Source organism: Legionella bozemanae, from assembly GCF_900450575.1.
Classification (GTDB): domain Bacteria; phylum Pseudomonadota; class Gammaproteobacteria; order Legionellales; family Legionellaceae; genus Legionella; species Legionella bozemanae.
On the sequence record NZ_UGGY01000001.1, the window covers coordinates 1,597,666 to 1,623,092 of the forward strand.

A 25,427-nucleotide genomic window follows, 5' to 3' on the forward strand; every position below is an offset into this window, starting at 1 on the left:
AAGTATGATTGACTCATACGCTAGCTATGTCTATACTGAAAAACCGTTGATTTTATGGTAAATATCGTGGATGAACTTACTGAATTACTTAGACCATCTTGGGGTGCGGAAAAATGGATTTTAGAAGGGTGGAACAAGATTACTGCAGATGAGAAACAACTCATAAAAAATAGATTAAATGAGTTATTTTGCGATGGTTTACCTTTTGAACTTAAATCCGATAAACTTTTTTATATTTACACTTTTTCTCTTTTAGCACAGCTTGAAGTATTGGCAGTTCAAATTCCTCTTAAGTTTGAATCAAAAATGTCAACTGTTGAATACAGAGAGCGCATGCGTCAACAGTTACTTGACGAAATATTTCATGGTTTAGTTTTCACTAAAATTGTTTATATGCTCTGTGCTCCTTATGCTTCTCCGCCTCCATACAGTCCTCATATTGAAATCATTTGTAACTTTATTCGTAATGAAAGTTGTCCCAAAGTAGCAATTATGTTGCTTAATCTTATTGGTGAAGGCTGGATTGAGGAGATTTTTGAGAGCTTACATCGTTATGGAGTTGCGCCGAGAGTGTTCACAACAATTCTTGAGGATGAACATCGACATGTATGTGAAGCGGATTTATATCGTGATATTGGTTTGCCAAATGTTGAGGAAATCAAACCAAAAATTGCCTATCTGGAAGAGCAGTTGATAACCAATATTTTTATGCAATATAAATATATGTCCTCAGTTTGCGCTTTATTGGGGGTTGAAGGGGTTATTCATTTTAAAGAATCACTAAATAATAAGCATGTGCAGCAACTGAGTAAAGTAAATCTCGAACCCAGTGAGAATTGGAAAAACTTCATAGAATTTGCGGACGAGGTACTACCCAGAGTGAAGAATTATACCGAGTCAAATCGGCAAGTTGAAATGACTCCAATTCGAAAAGTATTCATGACTCAGTGGGATGGTCCAAGTGATCCCACTATGACAGGGCAGTTTAGTATTGATATCTCTTGCCTTGATTTTTTTAATAAAAAATTCGCTTCAGAGACCTTGACTACTTTGATGTTGCAGGCTGTTAGCTCCTGGATGACAATATCCGATCATCATAGAAATTACTTAAGTTTTAGAACAATCTTTCAAACGAAAGAAGCATATGTTGGCCTCGTAGTTATGTTACCTGGATGTGGTGATCATTTAGGCACGATTGTTTTTGAAAATTGTCATAATCTTAGTTTTTATGAGTTGTCCACAAAAATTCGGAACATTGTGAACATGATGGTTTATTGTTACAAAAAACGCGAGCAACTAGAAAAAACAAATCCACGTGTCCAACAACTTATGAAGGATATGGTTTATGAATATGCTTATAACACCTATCCTTATCCTCTCGCAGGAACTCCTTATATCACACTAAGTAATATTGGTGTTTTTGGCTATACCCAATCCATGGCCCCTCTTCGTAAAACTGAGGCCATGAGATTCACTATAATGGAAGTTGAGCGAAAACCTGTTTGGCAAAAAGAAACAGACTCATTTGAACCTAAAGATATGTTGCCCGTCTCCATCAGTGCGGATCATCGTATTTTTGATGGTAATTCGACAGTACCTAAAATGGTGGAAGAACGGTTTCAAACCATGTTTTCCAAAATGTGTAAGGAGAAACCGAAATCAAAACCAGTATTGCATCAACATGAACATTTAGAATTAATCATAGAACAGTTGCTCGCGACTAATGTTGAAATGGGATACAAGACTTTAATGTTACTGCAGACTTGTTGGTTTGACTTTATTTCTATTGAAGAATGTTATGCTGCCTCCAGTTATCATGGTGTTGCAAACTACGATACTCGGGAGCCGACACTTATCTAATGTAATCAAGCAGAAAGTTATATATCCAAGCAGCAATATAACTACCAATAAAAGTATTCATAAGTACCATAGCTGCACCAAGACCTGCATTAGCCATAGAAGGATTATACGAAAGATATATACTTCCAACCATGGCTGCTATGGGTTTTCCTGTATAAAGAACAAAAGCTGCTACACCCATAAAAAATGAAGCGATTGCTGATAAAAGACTAATAGATATTGCTATAGCAAGCGGATTAATTTTGGTAAATTCCATGATTTTTATCCTATTTTTCAATAAATAATTAATTTCTATTATTAAACATTCTTCTTGCGATGGGAAGCTCATTTTTGCTTGAAATTTTAAGTATACGAGTGCGGAATTTTCAGTTGGAGCAAGGAGGTTGGGATTGCTCTTGTAAGATTAATTTGAACTACTTGGTATAAAAGGGGAATCAAAATTACTCAATGTATTTAACATAGAACTCATATGTTCAGCATGATTTTATACCTCCTGGGTAAAATGCTTATAAACGCTCTAATTGCTTGAATAGATTAGTAAATAATGTTAACTTTTTTCGTTGTCTTCAACCTCTAAAGGATATGGTGGAACTCTGATTGAAAAAAACTGTTTTGTTTTCATTTTTATTTTCACTTGCTTTGCCACTAGGTGCATATGCACTTGGCTTAGGTGAAATGAAAGTGGAATCAGCCCTGAATCAACCTTTTCTTGCTGAAATTGAATTAATTGATGGGCACGAAGTTTCTTTATCCACTATTAAAGTTGAACTTGCTGATCCAAAAAGTTATCAAAGTTTGGGTGTTGAACGCTCTAAAGCAATAAGTATTCTTTTTTTGGATGTTAAGAAAAATAAACAAGGAAAATTCGTTGTGGAAGTTCATTCCAAAAAACGAATGATTGAGCCTTATATGCAGCTTATTGTTGATTTAACATGGCCTAAAGGACAAATTTTTAAAATTTATACGGTACTTTTGGATCCACCTGGTTATAAATTAGCGAATACAACTGCACAAAGAAGCCTAATTTATCAGAGAAAATTTACTAATTATCATCACACAACAACAGCTTCTACCAAAAAACATGCTGAAGCAGGGAATTTGGCACAAAAGAAAAAAGCAGCTTATAGACCTACGTCATCCAAGGAAAATGTATGGCAAATTGCGCAGCGATATAAAACGTCCGAAGCAATTTTACCGCAAATTGTCCTTGCAATTGTGGGAGCAAATCCTGATGTATTTACTGATGGAAATTTGAATGGATTAAAAGCGGGTGCTCGTCTTAAAATTCCTTCTGATACAAAGTTTTTAGAGGTGCCAGCCGATTTAGCTACCGTTGAGGTAATGGCTCATGATAAGGCCTGGAATGAAAAAACATCGATTAACCATGTATTGGCTCCACCTTATATAACAGGACAAGTATCCCCTGCAACTCCCGTTGCCTATTCACAAATACCTCCAGCCCCAAAGTTTCCTGGCGCTACAGCCTCTATGCTGAACCAAAATCTGCCAAAATTTATTATGCCCAGTTCAATACCTTCATTAGAAAAGCAAGTAAGTCCAGAACAAAGTAGAACGCTCAAGGCTGAAATATCTGTTACAACTGCTGCTGTAGATTCTTTACGGGAATCTAATGCGTTATTAACAGAGCAATTGAGTTTGTTGCAGGCACAAAATAAAAAGTTACAAAAACAATTGGATGTACGTGATAAAGAGCTTCAATTGACGCGTAAGCAAATTCAAACTTTAATGAAAGAGCGCATAGCAATTGCAGGGCAACGCAGCGCAACGAACATATCTAATAAAACGGATGATTTTTGGATTTTATTGATACTATTGTTCGTTGCTGGAGGAGATTGTATTGCTGTGTTTTATTATTTTAAACAACGCGATCCAAGAAAAAAGCAGTCACCTACAACAACGGGATCTTCTACTCCGACAGCATTTCATCCTGCTTCAACCCAACCCATTATGAGTTCAAAAGAAGAATTAGTTAGGAAAGAACCATTAGAAGAAGTTAAATCTGAATTAAAACCTGAGCCAGAATTAAAAGCCAGGACAGAATTAGAACCCGACTCCACATTAGTTATTTCTTCTCCAATAGAAAAGATGAATATAGAATCTGATGTTTCTTTTGAATCCACAGCAACAGATGAAGAACCATTGTTGGAAATAATGCCAGCTGAAGAGGAAAATGAACCATCTTTTCAGACTAATGAAGAGCAAAAATCTTTAAGAGATAAATCTGAGGAAGATAATTTATTGGAATTTGAATCAGGTCTACATTATTTACTTACAGAAAAGCCAGCCACAAAAGAAAATAATGCTCAAGAACAAATAAGTGATGAGGGGAATGGTTTGGATTTTACTCTTTCTGTGCCCGCTGATATAGAGCAAACCCAGAAGGATGATGAAAGTAAAAAACTTATTAACCTAAAGAACCAAAAAGCATTAGATACCCTTTTGGCCCTTGCTAAAACCTATATAGGAATGGAAGATACAGAATCCGCATTAAATTCTTTAAATGAAGTTATGGAACATGGTAGCAAGTCTCAAAAAGAAGAGACGCAACGTCTCATCGATGAGATTCACGGAAAGCTTTAATATTTGTTTTAATGTCTTTCTTTACCGAAAAGATAAGTTGCAGTGACTAAAACTTCATTTGAGCGATAGGAGCCAGGATTTAATAATTGTTCAGCCCATGTAGCAATTCCATGACCTGAGGAAATTGGGCCTAAATCTTGGTAAAGATAACCCACTGAGAGAATCAATTGAGGAAGAATTTGCATATCAATACCAGCACCCACATTGTAAGCAAATTCACTTGTATTGGAGCCCCTAAATCCAGGACTAACTCGAGGTGTAACTCCTGAAAATGCTTCTTCACTATAATTAGATACATGATTGAAAGAACTTCCTATCCCGCCATTAATGTAAGGAGAAACTATTCCATATTGAAATAAATTAATTTTTCCAGAGGCTAATAAAAGATTAGAAACAAAGTCGAGATTGTAATTATAGTTGGTAAATTCAGGTAGGGAGTATAGTGTTATTTCACCATTGATATGCATTTTGAAAAAGTGCTGCCAGAATAGACTCAAGGAATAGGATGGAAGCCAGAAATTATTATTTTGCCAACGTCGGCCTACAGATGCTGCAATGAGTCCTCCATTGTCGTTTGTGATTGAATAACGATCACGATTAAATGGTTCTGGAAATCCTGAGTCATTATTTACTTTCATATGGGAATTTAAAGCGGGAAATTGAGCGCCTCCTCCTAGAGATATAAACCAATTACCTTGACTGTTGAAAATAGAGGGTGTTAATCCATTTTGGATATTTTTAATATTCTTAGAGAACGATGGATTACCGATGACGAGTAATAAGGTGAGGGTAGTAGAGTAAAATAAATTCCATTTCATAAATAAGTCTCAAAATTTAATAATCACTATAGGGTTTATTTCCATTTCTATTATCTTGATTCAAATGACCTGATTTTCTGTGCTCTAATGCGTATATACTTCATGTAGGCCTGCATGTTGGTGATCGAAAATCAGATCATTTGGGCTCAATCTAGCGAAGTGAAACGAACCCCTAAAAAGATTTTGCCCAATTATTGACAATGATTTCATTGTGGCATGGGAAAGTATCATAATTAAATGAGTTAAATCAATAAGATGATTTTGTAAAAGAAATTGCATTCTCTGAGCTACAAGAAAGCTTAATAATTCTTAATTACAGTGCTTAGAATAAGAGAAATGACTATAATATTTAATAAACTTGAAAATCAATTATATTAGGGTATAGACAAAACATATACTGTATTATAAATTGACCCTTTTATCAGGAATAATCAATGCGTATTGCCTTGGTGCTTGAGTACGATGGTAGCCAGTATCATGGCTGGCAAGCACAAACAGGCTTGCATACTGTGCAACAAGCCGTAGAACATGCCTTATCAAAAGTAGCAGATTCTCCCATTTCCGTGGTTTGTGCAGGGAGAACAGATACTGGTGTACATGCTACAAATCAAGTAATTCATTTTGACTGCAATAAAGTACGTAGCATTCGTGCATGGATTCATGGGGTGAACTCTTTCCTACCTAAAGATATTTGTGTTAAATGGGGACGGGATTTACCAGAAGAGTTCCATGCAAGATACTCTGCTACTGCAAGAAGATATCGTTATATCATTTATAATAATGCCATTCGGCCTGCTTTACTGCGAAGCAATGTAACTTGGCAATACAGGCAATTAGATCATCGTCTGATGCATCAAGCTGCACAGCTTTTACTAGGGGAGAATGATTTTACTTCATTTCGTTCTGTAGAGTGTCAGTCGAACACGCCTATGCGCAATATCCATAATTTACAGGTGAGTCGTATGGGTGATTTGGTGATGATTGATATTACTGCTAATGCGTTTTTGCATCATATGGTACGGAATATTGCTGGCGTGTTAATTGCAGTAGGATCAGGAAAACACCCTGTATCTTGGGTAGATGAAGTACTGAAAGCGAAAGATAGGAGATTAGGTGCTGAGACTGCACCTGCTTATGGATTGTATTTAGTACAAGTGACTTATCCGCAAGAATTTTCTATATTGCAGAGTAGCCTGGGGCCTTTTTTTCTTCCGGAGAAATAATGAAAACGGCACGTGTACGAGTCAAAATGTGCGGTATGACGCGTAGTGAGGATATCGCATATGCCATAAAACTGGGTGTTGATGCTATAGGTTTGATCTTTTATCCAAAAAGTGCACGTTGTGTCTCAATAGAACAGGCACAAGTTTTATTAAAAGATCTGCCTGCCTTTATAAACTCGGTTGCTGTTTTGGTTAATCCTGAACAAGATTTTGTCCATAGAATAATAGAGAACTTGCCAATTCAATTATTGCAATTTCATGGTGATGAATCTGCTGAGTTTTGCCAACAATTTAATAAACCTTTTATTAAAGCCATACATTGTGATTCAGCAGAGTATATTCATCAGGCTGCACAAGACTTTGTGACAGCACAGGCGTTATTGCTGGACTCACCTTCTGAGACGGCTAGAGGTGGAACTGGGAGTGTTTTTGATTGGAAGATTATTCCAAAAAAAATAGACAAACCTTTTATATTGGCTGGTGGGCTGAATGAATATAATGTGCGCGAGGCAATTAAATTATGCCGCCCGTATGCTGTAGACTTATGCAGTGGCATCGAGGCATCGCCCGGAATTAAAGATCATGACAAAATGAGCCGTTTTATGCAGAAATTATTAAATTGATAATATAGTATAGTAGCCTGGGTGAAGCGCAGCGTAACCCGGGATCTGAGATCCAATATTCCCGGGTTACGCTGCGCTTCACCCAGGCTACGTTTATAAGAAGTTAATTAAGGTAAATTAATGAACAAAAAAGAACTTCCTGATGAGCGCGGACATTTCGGTCCTTATGGTGGCATTTTTGTAGCAGATACTTTGATGCATGCATTGAAGCAATTGGCAGAAGCTTATGCGACTTATCGAAAAGATCCTGATTTTTTGGCTGAGCTGAATGCTGAATTAAAAGATTATGTAGGTCGTCCTAACCCTCTTTATCATGCGCGACGTTTAAGTAAGGAAATTGGTGGAGCGCAAATCTACTTAAAACGAGAGGATTTGAATCATACTGGGGCGCACAAAATTAATAATACCGTAGGCCAGGCACTACTTGCCAAGCGTATGGGGAAAACGAGGGTAATTGCCGAAACAGGTGCAGGTCAGCATGGAGTGGCTTCAGCAACGGTAGCTGCTAAATTAGGCCTGGAATGTGTCGTGTACATGGGGGCTGAAGATATAAAACGACAATCATCCAATGTTTATCGCATGAAATTGTTGGGTGCAGAAGTTGTTCCTGTCACATCAGGATCACGAACATTAAAAGATGCGTTAAATGAAGCCATGCGAGATTGGGTAAGTAATGTGGACAATACTTTTTATATTATTGGTACCGTTGCAGGTCCTCATCCTTACCCGCAGATGGTGCGGGATTTTCAATCCATCATTGGCGTTGAAGCAAGGGCGCAATTTTTAGAAAAGACAGGACATCTTCCTGATGCATTGGTTGCTTGCGTAGGTGGCGGCTCTAACGCAATTGGTTTATTTTATCCTTTTCTGAATGATTCCACAGTTGCTATCTACGGCGTAGAGGCGGGAGGAAAAGGCTTGGAAAGTGGTGAGCATTCTGCTTCGTTGATTGCTGGAACCCCAGGGGTTTTACATGGTAATCGAACTTATTTACTCTGTGATGAATACGGTCAAATTAAAGATACTCATTCAGTCTCAGCAGGTCTTGATTACCCTGGAGTAGGACCTGAGCATGCCTATTTAAAAGATACCGGACGTGTGGTTTATGAAGCAATTAATGATGATGAAGCATTAGATGCATTTCGTACCTTAACACGAATAGAAGGAATTATTCCAGCACTTGAATCAAGCCATGCAGTTGCCTATGCAATGAAACTCGCTAAAAAAATGTCAGTGAAGCAAAATATTATTGTGAATTTATCAGGTCGTGGTGATAAAGACATGCATACTGTGGCACAAATTGATGGGATTACTGTATGAACCGAATTGACAAAACTTTAATGCGTCTGAAAGCTAATGGCAAAAAAATGCTAAGTCCCTATATTACTGCGGGAGATCCTTCTCCAGAAATTACAGTCAAACTCATGCATGAATTGGTTAAAGCTGGAGCAGACATTTTAGAATTAGGTATCCCATTCTCTGATCCTATGGCGGAAGGTCCGGTGATTCAAAGGGCGATGGAGCGTGCACTTGCTCATGATGTGCATTGTCAAACTGTATTAGATATGGTGAAGGATTTTCGTTTGCAAGATAAAGAAACTCCAGTTGTTATAATGGGCTACTTAAATCCCATTGAACATTTTGGTTATGAACTTTTTGCGCAACATGCAGTAGAAGCCGGTGTAGATGGAACTATTCTGGTGGATTTGCCACCGGAAGAAAGTGAAGAGGTAGCTAAAGTCTGGCATAAACATGGTTTATACAGTATCTTTTTGTGTTCGCCTACGACCTCAGATGAGCGAATGGCATTAATTAACCAATATGCCAAGGGATATTTGTACTATGTGTCTTTAAAAGGCGTTACTGGCTCTAATGCACTGGATATTTCGTCTTTAAAATCACAATATCAACTTCGAAAAGCGCAAACTACGCTTCCTTTAATGGTCGGTTTTGGTATAAAAACATCGGAAATGGCTGCGAAGGTTGCTCGTTTTGCAGATGGTGTGATTGTGGGGGCTGCTCTGATCACGCGGATTCTGGAGGCGTACAATGCAAATAGTGATATGTTGCAGGCCGGAGCGGACTTAATGTACTCCATGCGACATGCTATGGATAATAATTTAAAATAATAAGCAATAGGTCATGTCAATCTTCTTCCTTCCAATTTACGGAAATTTAGAATAAAAAGGGCCTAATGCAAATTAAATATAAAAGTTTTTGGATAAAGCTCAAGGTGGATCCTGGTAATTTGGTACGTAAAAATGGATGAATCCAGGTCATCTTTACCTTTATCCAGATTAGTAATAAATAGTGACGGAAAGATCGAATGATAGAATTAACTGAAAAACGAGCACATTTTATAAGACAACTGATTACTGAGGAACTGGCAAGTGGCAAACATAAGTCTGTAGTGACTCGTTTTCCTCCAGAACCTAATGGATATTTACATGTAGGACATGCCAAGTCTATATGCCTGAACTTTGGTTTGGCGCAAGAGTTTGGCGGTATTTGTTATTTACGTTTTGATGATACAAATCCTATAAAAGAAGAGGAAGAATACGTTAACGCTATTATTGAAGATGTGCGCTGGCTGGGTTTTGAATGGTATGAAATGACTCATTCTTCGGATTATTATCATGAGCTTTATGAGTTTGCAGTATTGTTAATTAAAAAAGATCTGGCTTATGTGGATAGTTTGAGTATGGAGGAGATTCGTGCTTATCGAGGAACTTTGCAAGAACCTGGAAAGGAGAGCCCTTACAGAAATAGGCCAATAGAAGAAAGTTTGGATTTATTTACTCGCATGAAAGCAGGAGAGTTTCCTGATGGCGCTCATGTGTTGCGAGCAAAAATTGACATGCAATCAGGTAATTTGAATATGCGAGATCCTGTAATCTATCGTATTCGACACGCATCTCACCAACGTACAGGTGATGAATGGTGTATTTATCCTATGTATGACTATGCACATCCTATTTCTGATGCTTTGGAAAAAATTACTCATTCTTTATGTACATTGGAATTTCAAGATCACCGACCTTTATATGATTGGTGTATTGACAATTTGCCTTTACCTGCAAAACCAATACAAACTGAGTTTGCACGTTTGAATTTATCGCATACAGTTACTTCAAAACGCAAACTGCGAACATTAGTGGAAAAAAAGGCAGTATCTGGATGGGACGATCCACGAATGCCTACTTTACGTGGTATGCGTAAACGCGGTTATCCTCCTGCAGCGATTCGTCAATTTTGTGAAGTAATAGGAATATCACGTAGTGATTCCGTGATTGATATGTCTATATTAGAAGAATGTGTCCGTGCTGAACTAAATAAAACAGCGAAACGCGCTTTATGTGTTATGGATCCATTGAAAGTAGTCATAGAAAATTACCCTGAAGATAAAGTAGAAATATTAAAGCCTGCTTATAACCCACAAGATCCAGATTCAGGCACACGAGATTTACCATTTACACGAGAAATATTTATCGAGCGCTCTGATTTTATGGAAGAACCACCCAAAAAATATTTTCGTTTATCGCCTGGTGCTGAAGTACGTTTACGCCATTCTTATGTGATTAAATGTCATGATGTGGTACATGATGAACAAGGCAATATCATTGAGTTGCGTTGTACCTATGATGAAAAAACTTTGGGTAAGAATCCGGAGGACAGGAAGGTTAAAGGGGTCATTCATTGGGTATCTTGTGAACAAGCCTATCCGGTGACCGTGTTGGAGTATGATCGTCTATTTAATGATCCTAATCCGGGCAGTGAAGATGATTTCTTCCAGTTTTTAAACCATAATTCATTGCAAATAAAGCAAGGATATTGTGAGCCTGCTCTAGTAAATCAACAATTAGACGACGTGTTTCAGTTTGAACGGTTGGGATATTATTGTGTTAATGAGTTAAAAGATGGGCGTGTTAACGCATTTCATCGTGTAGTGGACTTGAAAGACACTTGGGGAAAACTGGAGTCTGTTGACAAGTCACCAAAAGAGTAGAATTGTCAATGTACTAAGGTCTGTTTACAATGCGCTAGATTAAACAGGCCTAAGCTAAGGGGCAGATATGTTGCATTTATATAATTCTTTAACTAGAACAAAAGAACCATTTGTTTCCATTGTGCCTGGAAAAATTGGTATCTATGTTTGTGGTATCACTGTATATGATCATTGTCATATAGGTCATGCTCGCTCTATGGTATCTTTTGACGTTATTGTTCGTTACTTGCGCTCACAAGGTTATGATGTGAAATATGTACGTAATATTACCGATATTGACGATAAAATAATTGCACGTGCACATGAGCGTGCAATACCCATAGATGAATTGACTGCCCAGTATATTGCAGCAATGAATGAGGATACAAAAGCGTTAAATATTTTATCTCCTGATGTAGAACCACGTGCTACAGAACATATAAGCAGCATTATTCGGTTAATTGAGCGATTGCTCGAAAAGGGAAATGCCTATCTTAGTGAAAATGGGGATGTATGTTATCAAGTTGATTCTTTTGCCGACTATGGCAAATTATCGCATAAAGATCTGGAAGGTCTTGTCGCTGGTGCTCGCGTTGAAATTGTTAAAGAAAAACGTTCCCCATTGGATTTTGTTTTATGGAAAAAGGCAAAACCAGGTGAGCCCAGTTGGCCCTCTCCTTGGGGTGAAGGACGTCCAGGCTGGCATATTGAATGCTCTGCAATGGCAATGAGTGAATTAGGTGAGCAATTCGATATTCATGGGGGAGGATTGGATTTACAATTTCCGCATCATGAGAATGAGATCGCTCAAAGTGAGGCGGCTACGGAAAAACCTTTTGCAAATTACTGGTTGCATGTAGGAATGCTGCAAGTTAATAATGAAAAAATGTCAAAATCATTAGGTAATTTTTTCACTATTGCCGATGTTTTAGCCAAACATCATCCGGAAGTTGTGCGTTATTTTCTTTTAAGTAGTCATTATCGTAGTTCATTAAATTATTCTGAAGAAAATTTAGCTAATGCTAAAAAAGCGTTGACTCGTTTATATCAGACCATAAAAGACAGCCATATCATTACGAATAATGAATTAGATAATCATTGGATTAATGAATTTAACCAAGCAATGAATGATGATTTTAATACTCCAATTGCGTTATCTGTTCTATTTCAGCTTAGTCATGAAGTAAATAAAAAGAATTCACCCGTTTTAGTGAATACATTAAAGTACTTAGCCAGCACCATGGGCCTTTTGCAAGAAGATCCTGCATCATTTTTACAAGCAGGGTTTGCAGAAGAAGACAGAGTAGCAATTGATCAATTAATCGCCGAGCGACTTCAAGCACGCGCTGATCGGGATTGGGAACGCGCGGACCAAATAAGAGCAGACTTATTAAGTCGTGGAATCGAGTTAGAAGATGGAGTGAACGGTACCACTTGGCGTAGGGTAGAATAGGGCATTTATTTATTCTTCTCGGTTATAACCCGGGTTCAACGCAGCAAAACCCGGGAATTTTTTTGCTTGGATATTTAAGTCCAAAGATTTACGATCTTATGTCAACCAGTAGCTATGCTTTCTTTTTTCTATACAAGCTCTCGATCTCATCTATTATAACTTCAGTGTCAATTGGGAACTAAATAATTTTCCAAAAAGACTTTGCTGTCTAAGTATCTTATTATCTCTATGTTCTGCTCTTTCCCTGCACGAATTGCAGTAAGGGCAAGAAGTACTATTTAACCCAACATTTTTGGTGTATCTCAACGTTTACTATCCTGTGAACAGTATGGGGCAAGGAAGTGTAATATTGTTTTCAATTCCCGCATGATTACTTTATAATCATGCCGATTATTTTTAATAACCAGTTCAAGATCCACTTTTATATAATGTAGTTGTGAAACGTTTAATTTTTTTAATATTATTTTTTTCTGCTGTGGGTTATGCAGAAATAGCTGATTCGGTCTTAGATAACTATAAAGCAAATCTTTATAAGTTGCCTATAGTGAAACAAGAGCACTTTTCAATAAGAATGTACCGAATCACAGGCGATAAAGAGCATCTGCATTCGGTTATTGATTATGTGTATTTTTTAAGTAATAAATATCAATATCTTTTTTCAAGTTTTGATCAGCCAGAGCTCATCCTTAAAAAGTCGAATAATTTATTATTAGATGCTAACCAAAATCCCTCACAAAAATACAAGTTACGTATCAAAAAAATATCACAATATGGTGATTTATTTTTTTATCTTTATTTATTAGAGATAACCAATAAAATTTTTTCCTATCATTTGGAAAATACTTCTCTGTTTCCGCAAACTAATACAGCTATTGATGTATTAAAGACTCAAATTGCTCGGCTGGAGGAGTTTATCTTAGATGAGGAAAACATTAAGATTTATGGCGCTCAATTAGTTAATTACGTTTATTATTTACATGATTTACACATTATTGATTTAAGAAAATCCTATACCAAACTATTTCAGCAAACTTTTCCGGATTATATGGATAGTCAACTATCCGAGTTGGAATATGAAGCAAAAATTTATGGTATGACCCATTTTATTACTGCAGCGAGTCATTATTATCAAAACTCAGTTAGTGACGAAGCTTTTCTCTGGATAAGCGAATATTTTGAGCGCAATATGCAACAAATAATAGAGCGGGCCGAAAATGATGTTATTGCTGAAGTAGGGGTTTGTTTATTGTTATTAAATAAAAAAGATTCTCCAGCAATTAAAAAAATAAGGGAGCATCTAGAAACAGTGTATAACGCGCAACATCAGATGATTCCTACTCGCACGAGTTCAGTAGATTTTATATTTGGTGAGCATCGTAATATTCTTACAGTAATGCTTTTTAAATGGCCAGAAAAACTTATGGATGGTCCTTTCTTTACAGAAGAATTAAGTTTAATGCGTTGATGTTCCTTTTTTGCCTAGTGAAGATGGGCAAAAATGTGGGTAAGTAAATATAGAATGTATATGAAAGAATTTTGAATACGCTTATGGCGAGTAATGGTTATACTTAGGCTCCAGTTTTAAGATCTTTGTTCGGAAATACCTTTATCTACTAATAGTGGACTCTTATCTTTCTTTGTTAGAACCGAATTTTTTTTACTACGAAATAGAAAAATAATGATTAAAAAAAACAGTAATAAGAGAGCCATCCAACCCATAAGATAAAAGCAATCATCAAGGGCTAAAGCAGTAGCCTGTCGCGTAAGATAGAAATTTAATTGAGCCGAAGCGTGTTTTCCCTGAATATGTAATAATTTTGCTTTTTCTAGAAATTGCTGTGTTTCCTGGGAAAATGCAGTTAATTTGCTTCCTAAGCGATGATGATAAAATACTTCTCGTCTATGCCATAAAATAAGAAATAGAGCCACTCCTAATCCACTGCCAAGCAAGCGTGAAACATGAAAGAAGCCTATGCATTCGGCAAGTTTCGTTTCAGGATGAGTTTGTACTGATAATTGAAAGAGGGGAGATAAAAACAGCGCAAGCCCAATACCGGCTAATCCACGCGAAAATGCAATTCGATTAAAATTGATATCTACATTAAAGTATGTGGTATAGAAACAGGAAATGGCAAAAAAGAGCAAAGCAATGATTAAGGGAAAGAATGGTTCATATTGTCTCTTATTGATGAATACGGGTATCCATCCACAGAATGCCATTGTTCCTATGATGAGGGCAATCCAATCAGGAGTGTAATTAACATAAAGCTTTAGCCACAAAGACAACAAGATTACCATGCCAAAATAGAGGGCAAAAAATAATGCGATGTAGATCATTGCGAGTGAAAAATAAAAATTTTTAAGTAATTTCAAATCAATGACGGGATGTGGGGCTGACCAACTGCGTAAAACAAAAAAAATAAGACTGATTACACCAAAAACAAGCAAAAAAGTAATTAAAGAAGAACGAAACCAATCTAACTCCTGGCCAGTAGTTAAAGCAGGTCCAATAAAAATCATGCTGATGCAATAGTAAAAATATCCAAGTTTATCAAAATATGTTTTTTTTACGGGTTCATGATATTTTCTGTAACCATAGCCAACATACAGAATTAAAAAGATACATAAAGGGATGTTAGAGAAAAAAAGGAATCGCCAATGGTAGCTGTAAGCAATCCAAGCACCATATGATGCACCGATTACGGGAATGATGGAAAGACAAATCAATACTAAAGATACAATATAGACTTTATCTTTATTGGAAGAGAGTAAGGGAATAAGCGTACATGTAATAAGAAGAAACATTGGTCCTGAAGCAAAACCTTCTAAAAACCTGAATAATATAAATGTAAAGAAATCACTCGCAGTAGCACATCCCAATGAACATAATGCGGTCAGGCTGAGACAGACTACAAAAAGTTGAATAGGACTTAATCGTGTTACTCCGGGTTTTCCTAAAGGTACTCCTAAGAGATTGCCAATACAAAAAAAACTGACCGTATACGAAGTCATATAGGGACTTCCGCCCAGATCACTTACAATATACAGACCTGCCATAATTGGTAAGGTAAGATTGAAGATTACTGCAGCAAGTGATAAGAGTAAAATATAGAGAATCATTGTTTGTTCATCTCATTTAAGTCGATCTTATTTAAAACTAGAGGTGAATTGGCATACTTCTTAAGATTAGGATCCAAATTACTCTTAATAATCTCTGCTATAAGCTTTTCATCGCCTGTTTCTTCTTTTTGGAAAATATCAGTAACATAATGTGGTGAGCCAGAAGTTGAGGTGGGCACTAAGGGGCCATTTTGATCGGAAAGATCTGTAGTTACTTCTAAAGAAAGGCCAATTCGCAGAGGATGTTTTATTAGTTCATCCTGTACTAGAGCAATCCGCACTGGTAATCTTTGAACGATTTTAATCCAGTTTCCTGAGAGGTTTTCAGGCGGTAATAATGAAAAAACATTCCCTGCACCTCCTGGCAAGCCGACAATTTTTCCGTGAAATACAACATCAGAACCATAAAGATCAGAAGTTAACTTAACGCTTTGTCCAATGCGCACTTTTTTCAGCTGGGTTTCTTTATAATTGGCATTTACCCATATTTGATCCAGGGGAATAATAGACATAAGTGGTTCTTTAGGAGAAATCCACATACCTACTTGAATTGTTCTTTGTGCTACCAATCCGTCTACGGGCGCATAAATTTTAGTTCGATATAATTGTACCCACGCATCGCGTACTTCTTGCGCAGCTGCCTGTACCCAGGGATGCTCAGTAATGGACGTGCCTTGTACAAAAGCGAGCATTTTTTGATATTTATTCTTAGTACTTTTTAATGAGGCAATGGATGCTTTTAGATCATCTTGCGCATTTTGATAATCTTCTAAAGAAACTCCTTTAGCGCCAATGACATCATGACGATGTTTAAGGTTTTGTTGTGCTTTTAAAAGTTGCGCTTTTTTCATTTCAATGTCTGCAGCCAATATAAACACATCATGAAATGCCTGGGATACATCACGCACTGTACTGGCAAGTTTCTTCTTAGCTTTTTCCAAAGCTATGTGTGAATCTGTTTCATTTAATGTAACAAGGAGTTGTCCTTTTTTTACTAAAAAACTATCGTCAGTATAGATACCTGTAACGAATCCTGGGCGCAAGGATTTGATGTAGACCTGATTCCCTTGTACATAGGCATCATTGGTATAAACTTGCTGGCTCCATACAAAAAGCCAATACAAAAAAAAGAAAATAAATAAAACGATAAGAATGACGGCAAAATAAAAAGAGGCAGATCTTTGTTTCATGAGTGTTTCACCAAGGGTATCGTATTTTGATAGTAACCTCCTCCCAATGCTTTGTTTAATTTTATAGAGGCTAAATATTGGTTATAGAGTAGAGTAACATCTACAAGCTCTTTTTGAATGACTTCTTCTTGTAAAAAATAAAGATCAAATAAACTGTCTAAGCCTTTTTGTTGGCGCAAGTAACTTAATTGGTAACGCTGTTTCGCATATTCCACCACTTTTTTTTGTTCTATTTTTTGCTGATAGATATCCCCAGCAAAAGCTAAGACATCAAGAACTTCTTGAGTACTGTATAAGAGCAAATTATTGTATGCGTCAATCGCTGCATCAAATTGTGCCTTGGTTGCTTTGATATTAGCACGGATCGCTCCTGCAGTGAAAATAGGTAATTGCAATGCAGGTCTAATTGCCGCAGTACCACTCGATAAATCAAAAAACTTTCGCCAACTTGTGCTTTCCAAACCAATCAGACCAATGAGATTGATATCAGGATAATATTCTGCCATTGCTGCTCCTGTTTTATAGGCTAAAGCTTTAGCACGCCAAATTTGCGCCATAAGATCAGGTCTGCGGGCTAAGAAATCCAATGGCAGTATTTGGGGAATGTTCAGCGTTTTGGGCAGCGGGGAGAGGGTGGAATGAGTCAATAGAGAATCATCTGGTCCACGTCCTGCTAAAGTATTAATCAAGTGTTTATTGGTAGTCAATTCATCTGTAATGCTTGATAATAATTTTTGGGATTCAAGTAATTTTTCTGAAGTTTCTAATGCAGGTAATTTTGAAGAAAGTCCTTTGTGTACCAATAAATTTTGTAATTTTGCAATTTTTTGTCGTACTTCAATTAACTGTGTATATAATTTTTTTCTTATAAGATTTGTTTTATAAGCAAAATAAGCTTGTGCAATTGCGGTACTTGTAATCAGCTCTACTTCAGCAGCTTCCGCCTCTTGAACTTTTGCTTCTCCTAACGCGGCATAAAAAAGATTACGGTTTTTTCCCCAAAAATCAAATTCATAAGTAAAAGAAAGAGAAAGATCCAAGAGTCTGGCACTTAAAGGAAAATTAGGATTGAATGCGCGATATAAACCGTTTTTACTTACATATTGCCGATTTTCATGTGCATTAAAAAAAACTAAAGGGGCTAATAGCGAGCGTGTAACAACTGCCCGCTGTTTAGCAATTTCAATACGTTTTTTGATTTCGTGAATTGAAGGATTGTTAGCTAAAGCTTCTGTAACTAAAGTGTTGAGCTCAGGGCTGTTATAAGATAACCACCATTGTCTGTTTGGCCATTTTCCTTTAGAAAAAATCTCTTTTTTTTGTAAGCTCTTTTTAATGGAATGCTCCATGCTTGGAACAGTTTTTATATTTTTAACCTGGCTTTGCTGAGGTAGAGAAACAGTACAGGAGACTAATGTATATATGCTGAAACAAATAAATCCTTTGATCCAAAGCTGCATAACACTTCCTTTTATTTGCCAACACTTCTTAATCATTAAAAGCAACTTTATTCCATATTATCATAAGATGTTTTTTAGGGCATTGAAGCTATTTTATATAGTAACCATTAACATTTGATTTTCATAGGAATTTTCTATCTATTAATAAGAAAACAAATTTTTAGCAAAAACTGAAACTTTCCAGTTTACATCGCTATCTTTAGGAAAGAAATTCTACTTATGAGAAAACTCCTTCCAACCATGCTAACGGTGATAAATTTTCATGCAGTGCAAGAGGAATGGATTGCAGATTTAGTAGTTGGGGAATTTCTCAAGTTTTTGAGTTTTCTTCAAGCGCTGTTTTACATCAATCGCTCGAAATAAAAATCATGCACGTTTTAGATGGGTTGCATTTCTATGTCATTTCCAAAATGCGTATCATTTTTAGATATTAAATTTGATACTTTTCCAATGAACTTGCTGCTTGATACCGTTTGTGATTCTTTTTGATGTAATTCCCCTTGCAGTATTTTTATATTTAATCACTAACCTTGGGTTGTTACACGAAGAATTTCAGCCAGTGACGTATCACCAGCGAGTACTCGCTTAAATCCGTCATCACGAATACTGGGTGTGGCAGGGCGTAAATAATTTTCCATCGCTTGCAAATTTTCATGGCGATGAATCATTCCTCTTAGCGTTTCATCTACAGTAATCAGTTCATAAATTCCTGTTCTTCCTTTATAGCCTAAGTGATTGCAGAAGTCGCAACCTTTGGGTTCAAAAACTTTTGATATATCTGTGTCTGCTGTGAGTCCCATAAGTTCTTTTTCGTCGTCTCTTAATTGATGTGGTGTTTTGCATTGAGGGCATAGTTTTCTCACCAATCGTTGTGCGATAAGTCCAACGATACTTGAAGATAAGAGAAAAGATTCAACTCCCATATCGCGTAAACGAGTAAGTGCACCTAGTGCACTGTTTGTATGTAAGGTTGACAATACCAAGTGTCCTGTAAGACTGGCTTGAACTGCAATTTCAGCAGTTTCCAAATCACGAATTTCTCCTATCATGACTACATCGGGATCTTGTCTGAGAATTGCTCTTAAACCCTTGGCAAAGGTCATTTGTACCTTGGTATTAACCTGTGTTTGTCCAATACCTTCAAGATCATACTCTATGGGATCTTCGATCGTTAAAATATTACGTGTGACTTCATTTAGCTCAGTTAACATAGCGTATAAAGAAGTAGTTTTCCCGGAACCGGTTGGTCCAGTAACCAAAATAATGCCATGCGGCTCTGCGATCATTTTTCGCATGGCTTTTACTGTGGGTTGTGGCATGCCTAATAGGTTTAAATCCAATTGTGCAGCTTGTTTATCCAAAATCCTCAAAACTACACGTTCGCCATGGTTTGAGGGAAGGGTTGAAACCCGAACGTCAATATTATGACCGCCAATGCGTAGTGAAATACGACCATCTTGTGGAATGCGTTTTTCTGCAATATCCAGTTTGGCCATAACTTTGACTCTAGAAATGACTAAGGGGGCTATGGCGCGCTGAATTTCTAAAACCTCATGTAAAACACCATCAATACGATTGCGTACTAATACTCTATCTTCATAAGTTTCAATATGAATATCAGAGGCTTTTTGTTTTATTGCTTGAGTAAATAATGCATTTAATAAACGGATTATTGGCGCATCATCCTGATTTTCTAACAAATCTTCACTTACTGGCAATTGACTTGCCAGCAATGAGAGATCCATATCTTCTTCCATGCCCCCGGCAGCTTCTAATATCGATGATTTAGATTGATACACGTGTGCTAAATGTTGTTGAAAGGCTGATTCATCAACCTGTTTAAGAGTAAAGTCACATTGTAATAAACGTTTTATCTCTGCAAGGGCTTGTAGTGATGTATCAGGTAAATAATAAACAAGGGCATGGTTATCGCTCATTTCATTCGCAACAACAATCCCATGGTTTTTCGCAAAGCTGTATGGGATTTTCAGTAGTTTCTCTTCGTTTTCCATGGCTTACTTCGTTACTAGTAAAGGTGGGCGATGAAACGGTTTGGGCAATTCAGCACGTTTCAAAGCAGGCAATACGGTTGAGTTATTGCTTTGTACAAACGCATCTTGTGATCTTAGCCAATCCAGTTCGTATTGGCGAACACGGTTGTATTTTTCACTTGTCATATGCATGTTATCACGTTCATTACGCAATATTAGGGGTTTAATAAAGACCATAAGCACGCGTTTTTCACGAGAATTTATTTTCCGTTTGAATATACGACCCACACCTGGTATATCTCCTAAAATAGGTAAACGATTATTGTCATTATTTAGACTGTCTTGAGTCAAACCGCCTAAAACAACTGCATCACCGCTCTCAACATGAACGGAGGTGACGATACTGCTAATTCGAAATGTTGGAGTAGTCACGTTTGGAGCAACAACGGGTGGATCCAGTGTGTCATTACCTTGGTCGATTTGCAGTTGAATTCCATTCCCACGCGTGATTTGTGGTCGAACATAGAGATGTAATGCAACGTTAACTCGATCAAAAGTGGTAAATGGAACACCGCCATTTGTTGTCCCTCCAGCATTAGCAGGCTGAGTTGTTGATGCAATCGAAACCTGTTTACCTACCAATATCTTGGCTTGGCGATTATCAAGAACTACAACGGAGGGTGTTGATAAAATATTCGCTTTGTTCTCTCTGGCCAAAGCATATATTTGTGCTTGTAAATCATCCAATCTGGTTCCACTATTAATTATAGCAAATCCTGGTCTAAAATCTTGAGGCCTTCCAGTTAATTGATTACTTCCCCATTCAATACCCAAATCATTAATATCCGATTGGTTTATTTCTGCGACTAATGCTTCTATAAGTAATTGCGCTGGTTTAATATCCAGTTGAGTAATTACTCTTTTCAAAATACGTATTACTGATGCGGGTGCATTAAGAATAATAGAATTTGTGTTAGGCTCAGCAATAATTTGAACAGATGGTTTGGTTGTTCCTTCATTTTGCGTTGTTGCAGTCGTAGTATTTGCAGTAGCTCCTGATGCAGTGAGGGGAGACGGGCCGCTACCTGATCCTGATGAATAAAGAGAACTAGAACTGGCATTGGAGCCTTGTATGTTTGAGTTACTGGTAAGATTGGAAGCAGGGTTTGTACTGTCCAAGATAGGACGAGTAATCGTACCAATGGTTGTTCCAACATTCCCACTGAAATTTGCCTGTGCAATACCGGCAAGAATGGGGACCAGGTCTTCTGCTCTGAGGTAGTTGAGATAAACAACTTGCGTATTGCTGTTCTGTCCTTCCGAGCTTTCTTTATCTAATTTTAATATTAACATCCTAAGACGTATTCTGTCTGTTTTGGAGCCACTGATTAATAGAGAGTTGGAGCGATCATCGGCAGCAACAGTTAACTGTGTGCGCGATCCTCCCATGCTGGGTTGAACTTTAACAAGATCTTTTAATGTAGCGGCGATATCCATGGCTAATGAATGTCTTAAATGAACCATATCGATACCGTTTGCTGATGAAGTATCTACTTGTTTGATGATTTCCGCAAGACTACGAATGTTGTTGGCTCTTCCTGACAAAATGAGCATGTTTGAGGGGGCATACGCTGAGATACTACTCCATTGGGGCATCAATGGTCGTAAAACAGGTACTAATTGCTCGGATGGAACATAATGAACCGGCACGACAGCCACCATCATGTCATCGCCTTTAGGGGGCTGTTGCATTCCGCTTGGAAAATCAGGTGATTGTGTTTTTGCATCAATATTGGGAATAATTTTAATGATCGCACCACTAGGTATTGCAGCATAACCTGAGACTTGCAAAACAGAAAGAAACACTTCGTAGAGCTCGTCATTGTTCATTGGTGTGGTTGATACGATGGATATTTTTCCTTGTACTCGAGGATCAATGACAAAGTTTTTTCCAGTTACTCGAGACACTTCAGCGATAACAGCTCTGATATCCGCATTTCTTAAGTTCCATAATTTATTGTTTGGCAACGGTGGTGCTTCTGCTTGCTCACTTGAGCTGTCGGGTTGGTTGGATTGGGCTAAAGGAGGAGATTGATTTTCAATCTGCTTGTTCTTTTTAGAATTGATGATTTTTTGAGTTAATTTATTTTGCAAAGCACGTGCGGTGAGATAATCATTAATTGGTCCAATTTGTACAAGATAAAGTTTCTTATCCGATAGATTTTTAATTTCAACTGGTTCACTAACGAGAACAGATAATTCGTGTTGGCGTTGTTTTGCATCTTTTTCTAAATTAAATGCGCCTGCTTGCAAATAAAAAATAGTATTCCCATTTTTGGTAGTTGTGGAAATATTAATTTCGTTTGCATGAATTAATGCAGAACAAATAAATGTTAAAATTATAATTACTATCGAGCGCATTGAAAAATCGCAAAATCCTAATTAAGTAACATAATAACTAAATTTATAAACTTACAATAGTTTTTTTGACTCGTAACTAAAGGTATTTTGAAGCATTTTTAAAATTGTGCTTCAAGATTATCTTAACTGCTAAGAATCTATCTCTATATTTACTTGTTTTTATTTTGAGACATGAATTTTAAATTCATTGCGATAGATTATTATCCTTTGCTAGGTCAAAAAAATTTCTTACTTTATAGTCCCGGATAACATAGCATTATCCGGGATCTTTTTTTATTTAGGTGTATGGGAATGGGTATGTTCATCGTGGTGATGCTCATGCGCATGTGGCTGCTGATGAGGATATGGTTGATGTGAATGATGTTGCTGGGGTATATAATAGGGTTGCTGGTGTGAATGATAATAGAAAGAATTAGGGTGAGCACCTAACATTGGAGTTGTAACAACTACTGTAGTGTGAGCATGTGGTTGAACTGTTGATGGGTGAGTGTGCTCGTGAGGGTTTTGCTGATGTCCGTGTTTTCTCATATTATTTCATCCTCATTAAATAAGAATTGAATTGTATTCATTCGTCTTGCAGATGATAATGCATGCAAAGTTGTATATTTTAAATATCATCTTAACGTATTATATGCAGATGGTTTGCTAAATGTATATGTTTTTCTGATCATTTAAAAATTTAAGTGCATCAATACATTGGATGAGCTTAGAGCGTGGCCTTCTACTACTCTTTCTCGATAAGTGTAGAAGGCTCTGAGATTTCTGTATAGGGGTTAAGGGCAATAAATTGTGTCGCGGACTTCTTCAAGATCCGCATTACTGGGATCGTTTAAATCATAATTTCCGTGAAGCTCTTCACCTGCCGTACTTACGTAAGTTTTTTCAGCATTTCTTCCTGCTACGGCATTTTGTCTACGCAGTACAAGAGCAGGGGGAACTTCATCTGGATTAGGCAATTCCATGAGTGGATTATCTGATAAATCAGCTACTGGCGTTCTTCCTCCAGTAACAAATAGGGTTTTCGTTTTTGTATCAAAAAATTTTGTCATAATAATCTCCAACTGAAAGGGTTATGGTGATTACATACTGTAATTCAGATCAGTTTAAGTAAAGCAATTTTTCTGTACAAACGCAATTCTTCGGTGAATTATCCTAAGATTGTATGTGTTTTATTATGCAAACTGCCGACGTTCATAATACGGTATTTTAATTGTTTAACTTACAAGGAAAAATATTACAAAAACAATACTTAATATGAAGAGTAAAAAATTAATTTTTTGTCGTGTTAACAGCTTTAATAAAGTATAGAGAATAATACCCCCGCCAATTCCATCAGCAATAGACGCAGTAAAGGGAATCATCATGATTGTAACCATACAAGGAGCTGTTTCACTTACATCATGTAATTTCATGTCAGTGAGGTGTTTCATCATACAACAAGCCACATACAAAAGAGCGGGGCCTACTGCAAAGTTAGGAATCATTCGCGCTAAAGGTGAAAAAAATAACATAAGGAGAAAACCGATTGCGATAACTATGGCAGTTATTCCACCACGTCCTCCTGCTTCAATTCCTGCTGCAGACTCGATGTAGGGGGAGGTACTTGCGGAGCCTAATAATCCTGCTACAGCAGAAGAGGCAGCATCAACGGTTAAACAATTACTAAGACGTTTGGAATAGTTTTTTTGTTGTTTAAATACAGAGGGATTTAATAAACCGATCAAAGTTCCCGTGGCATCAAACACTGCGATTAAAAAAAAGGTAAATGTGGCTTTTAAGGCGAGAACGGTATTTAGGCCAGAAAAATCGAGTTTTAAAAAAGTAGCGCTAATGGAAGGGGGCAGGGAAATTAATCCCTGCCAGGTAGATAAACCTGTTAGTAAGCTTAAAACAGTAATACTGAGTATCCCGAGGATAATCGCTCCAGGAATTTGAAAATAATCTAAAATCAGTATGAGTAAAAATCCTAAGAAAAATAAGCCGCTCTCTGGACGATTAATTTCGCCAAGACGCATTAAATTATGCTGATCCTCAATAATAATTTGATTGTTTTGTAAGGTAATTAAAGCAATTAATAAGCTGATTCCTATTAAGATAGCGATTTGTAAATTATGAGGAATTGCTTCGATTAATAGGCGTCTCAGAGGGGTAAGTGACATTAAAAAGAACAAGACACCTGAAAGAAAAACAATAGCTAATGCTTGTTCCCAGGCTATCCCCATGCCTTGTACTACTGTATAAGAAAAGAAGATATTTAATGCCATGCCCGGTGCAATGCCAATAGGGGTGTTAGCAAATAACCCTGCCATGAAACAGGCAAAGGCCGTAATAAGACATGTAGCCGTAAATACCGCTCCCTGATCCATCCCTGCCTCATGAAGAATGCTTGGGTTAATGAATGCGATATACACCATGGTTAGAAAAGTAGTGATCCCTGCAATGATTTCAGTTTTCAGAGTGGTATCTTTAAGAAAATAGGATTTTAACCATTCCATAGTATTTCTATTCTCCAAAAAAAAATTTAAAGACACTGGTCAATTTTTTGTGATGCAGTGTCGTTAGCGTATTGTTTTATTAAACATAACAAAAATTCAATTTAAAGTATCTAGGGTGTGTTGTAATTAAAAAGTATGAGAGAGAAATAAATGGCTCACTAGGGTGGAAGTGCTTAAAATCACAATG

General features: G+C 37.0%; 19 protein-coding genes. 9 read left to right on the plus strand and 10 right to left on the minus strand.

What is annotated here, in order from left to right; genetic code table 11:
* The first annotated feature begins 66 nt into the window (after window positions 1–66).
* Window positions 67–1,860, plus strand: a complete 1,794-nt coding sequence (locus tag DY223_RS06870; RefSeq protein ID WP_058459227.1) for a 2-oxo acid dehydrogenase subunit E2 — start codon at window positions 67–69, stop codon at window positions 1,858–1,860.
* On the opposite strand, the gene DY223_RS06875 is transcribed toward DY223_RS06870, so the two are convergent.
* On the minus strand, window positions 1,853–2,116 hold the full coding sequence (locus tag DY223_RS06875) for a hypothetical protein (RefSeq protein ID WP_058459228.1): 264 nt from the start codon (window positions 2,114–2,116) through the stop codon (window positions 1,853–1,855). The two genes, DY223_RS06870 and DY223_RS06875, sit on opposite strands and share 8 nt — an antisense overlap.
* 341 nt (window positions 2,117–2,457) lie before the next feature.
* On the opposite strand from DY223_RS06875, the gene DY223_RS06880 reads away from it, so the two are divergent.
* Entirely contained in the window at window positions 2,458–4,461 is a 2,004-nt protein-coding gene (locus DY223_RS06880) for a FimV/HubP family polar landmark protein (RefSeq protein ID WP_058459229.1), read from the plus strand.
* 8 nt (window positions 4,462–4,469) lie between these two features.
* Here the strand turns inward: DY223_RS06880 and DY223_RS06885 are convergent, their stop codons facing one another.
* Entirely contained in the window at window positions 4,470–5,279 is an 810-nt protein-coding gene (locus tag DY223_RS06885; protein WP_058459230.1) for an outer membrane protein, read from the minus strand.
* 434 nt (window positions 5,280–5,713) lie between these two features.
* On the opposite strand from DY223_RS06885, the gene truA reads away from it, so the two are divergent.
* The 7 genes from truA (at window position 5,714) to DY223_RS06920 (ending at window position 14,028) form a co-directional block, all read left to right on the plus strand.
* On the plus strand, window positions 5,714–6,502 hold the full coding sequence (truA, locus tag DY223_RS06890; protein WP_058459231.1) for a tRNA pseudouridine(38-40) synthase TruA: 789 nt from the start codon (window positions 5,714–5,716) through the stop codon (window positions 6,500–6,502).
* Window positions 6,502–7,125 (plus strand): phosphoribosylanthranilate isomerase, encoded by a 624-nt coding sequence (locus DY223_RS06895; protein WP_058459232.1) that lies wholly within the window; start codon window positions 6,502–6,504, stop codon window positions 7,123–7,125. The genes truA and DY223_RS06895 overlap by 1 nt, the downstream gene beginning before the upstream one ends.
* A 120-nt stretch (window positions 7,126–7,245) precedes the next feature.
* On the plus strand, window positions 7,246–8,445 hold the full coding sequence (gene trpB, locus DY223_RS06900; RefSeq protein WP_058459233.1) for a tryptophan synthase subunit beta: 1,200 nt from the start codon (window positions 7,246–7,248) through the stop codon (window positions 8,443–8,445).
* A complete protein-coding gene (gene trpA / locus DY223_RS06905) occupies window positions 8,442–9,254 on the plus strand; it encodes a tryptophan synthase subunit alpha (RefSeq protein WP_058459234.1) in 813 nt (270 codons plus the stop codon). The genes trpB and trpA overlap by 4 nt, the downstream gene beginning before the upstream one ends.
* A gap of 197 nt (window positions 9,255–9,451) precedes the next feature.
* The gene (locus DY223_RS06910; RefSeq protein ID WP_058459235.1) at window positions 9,452–11,131 is read left to right on the plus strand and encodes a glutamine--tRNA ligase/YqeY domain fusion protein; all 1,680 of its coding nucleotides are present in this window, start codon (window positions 9,452–9,454) and stop codon (window positions 11,129–11,131) included.
* A 67-nt stretch (window positions 11,132–11,198) separates the two neighbouring features.
* Window positions 11,199–12,563 carry a cysteine--tRNA ligase gene (cysS, locus tag DY223_RS06915; RefSeq protein ID WP_058459236.1) on the plus strand — a complete coding sequence of 455 codons (1,365 nt, stop codon included), beginning with the start codon at window positions 11,199–11,201 and terminating at the stop codon, window positions 12,561–12,563.
* A 436-nt stretch (window positions 12,564–12,999) separates the two neighbouring features.
* The gene (locus DY223_RS06920; protein ID WP_058459237.1) at window positions 13,000–14,028 is read left to right on the plus strand and encodes a DUF3541 domain-containing protein; all 1,029 of its coding nucleotides are present in this window, start codon (window positions 13,000–13,002) and stop codon (window positions 14,026–14,028) included.
* Between the two features lie 116 nt (window positions 14,029–14,144).
* On the opposite strand, the gene DY223_RS06925 is transcribed toward DY223_RS06920, so the two are convergent.
* The 8 genes from DY223_RS06925 to DY223_RS06960 all read right to left on the minus strand — a co-directional run bounded on the left by DY223_RS06925 (window position 14,145) and on the right by DY223_RS06960 (window position 25,240).
* The gene (locus DY223_RS06925) at window positions 14,145–15,683 is read right to left on the minus strand and encodes an MFS transporter (protein ID WP_058459238.1); all 1,539 of its coding nucleotides are present in this window, start codon (window positions 15,681–15,683) and stop codon (window positions 14,145–14,147) included.
* A complete protein-coding gene (locus DY223_RS06930) occupies window positions 15,680–16,873 on the minus strand; it encodes an HlyD/EmrA/EmrK family protein (protein WP_058459239.1) in 1,194 nt (397 codons plus the stop codon). The genes DY223_RS06925 and DY223_RS06930 overlap by 4 nt, the downstream gene beginning before the upstream one ends.
* The gene (locus tag DY223_RS06935) at window positions 16,870–18,333 is read right to left on the minus strand and encodes an efflux transporter outer membrane subunit (protein WP_058459240.1); all 1,464 of its coding nucleotides are present in this window, start codon (window positions 18,331–18,333) and stop codon (window positions 16,870–16,872) included. Before DY223_RS06935 ends, DY223_RS06930 begins: the two co-directional genes overlap by 4 nt.
* 524 nt (window positions 18,334–18,857) lie before the next feature.
* On the minus strand, window positions 18,858–20,345 hold the full coding sequence (gene lspE, locus DY223_RS06940) for a GspE family T2SS ATPase variant LspE (RefSeq protein WP_058459241.1): 1,488 nt from the start codon (window positions 20,343–20,345) through the stop codon (window positions 18,858–18,860).
* 3 nt (window positions 20,346–20,348) lie between these two features.
* Window positions 20,349–22,745 carry a GspD family T2SS secretin variant LspD gene (lspD, locus tag DY223_RS06945; protein WP_058459242.1) on the minus strand — a complete coding sequence of 799 codons (2,397 nt, stop codon included), beginning with the start codon at window positions 22,743–22,745 and terminating at the stop codon, window positions 20,349–20,351.
* A gap of 273 nt (window positions 22,746–23,018) precedes the next feature.
* Window positions 23,019–23,273, minus strand: a complete 255-nt coding sequence (locus DY223_RS06950) for a hypothetical protein (RefSeq protein ID WP_058459243.1) — start codon at window positions 23,271–23,273, stop codon at window positions 23,019–23,021.
* 245 nt (window positions 23,274–23,518) lie between these two features.
* Window positions 23,519–23,794 carry a hypothetical protein gene (locus DY223_RS06955; protein WP_058459244.1) on the minus strand — a complete coding sequence of 92 codons (276 nt, stop codon included), beginning with the start codon at window positions 23,792–23,794 and terminating at the stop codon, window positions 23,519–23,521.
* A 165-nt stretch (window positions 23,795–23,959) separates the two neighbouring features.
* On the minus strand, window positions 23,960–25,240 hold the full coding sequence (locus tag DY223_RS06960) for an NCS2 family permease (RefSeq protein ID WP_058459245.1): 1,281 nt from the start codon (window positions 25,238–25,240) through the stop codon (window positions 23,960–23,962).
* Window positions 25,241–25,427 lie beyond the last annotated feature (187 nt).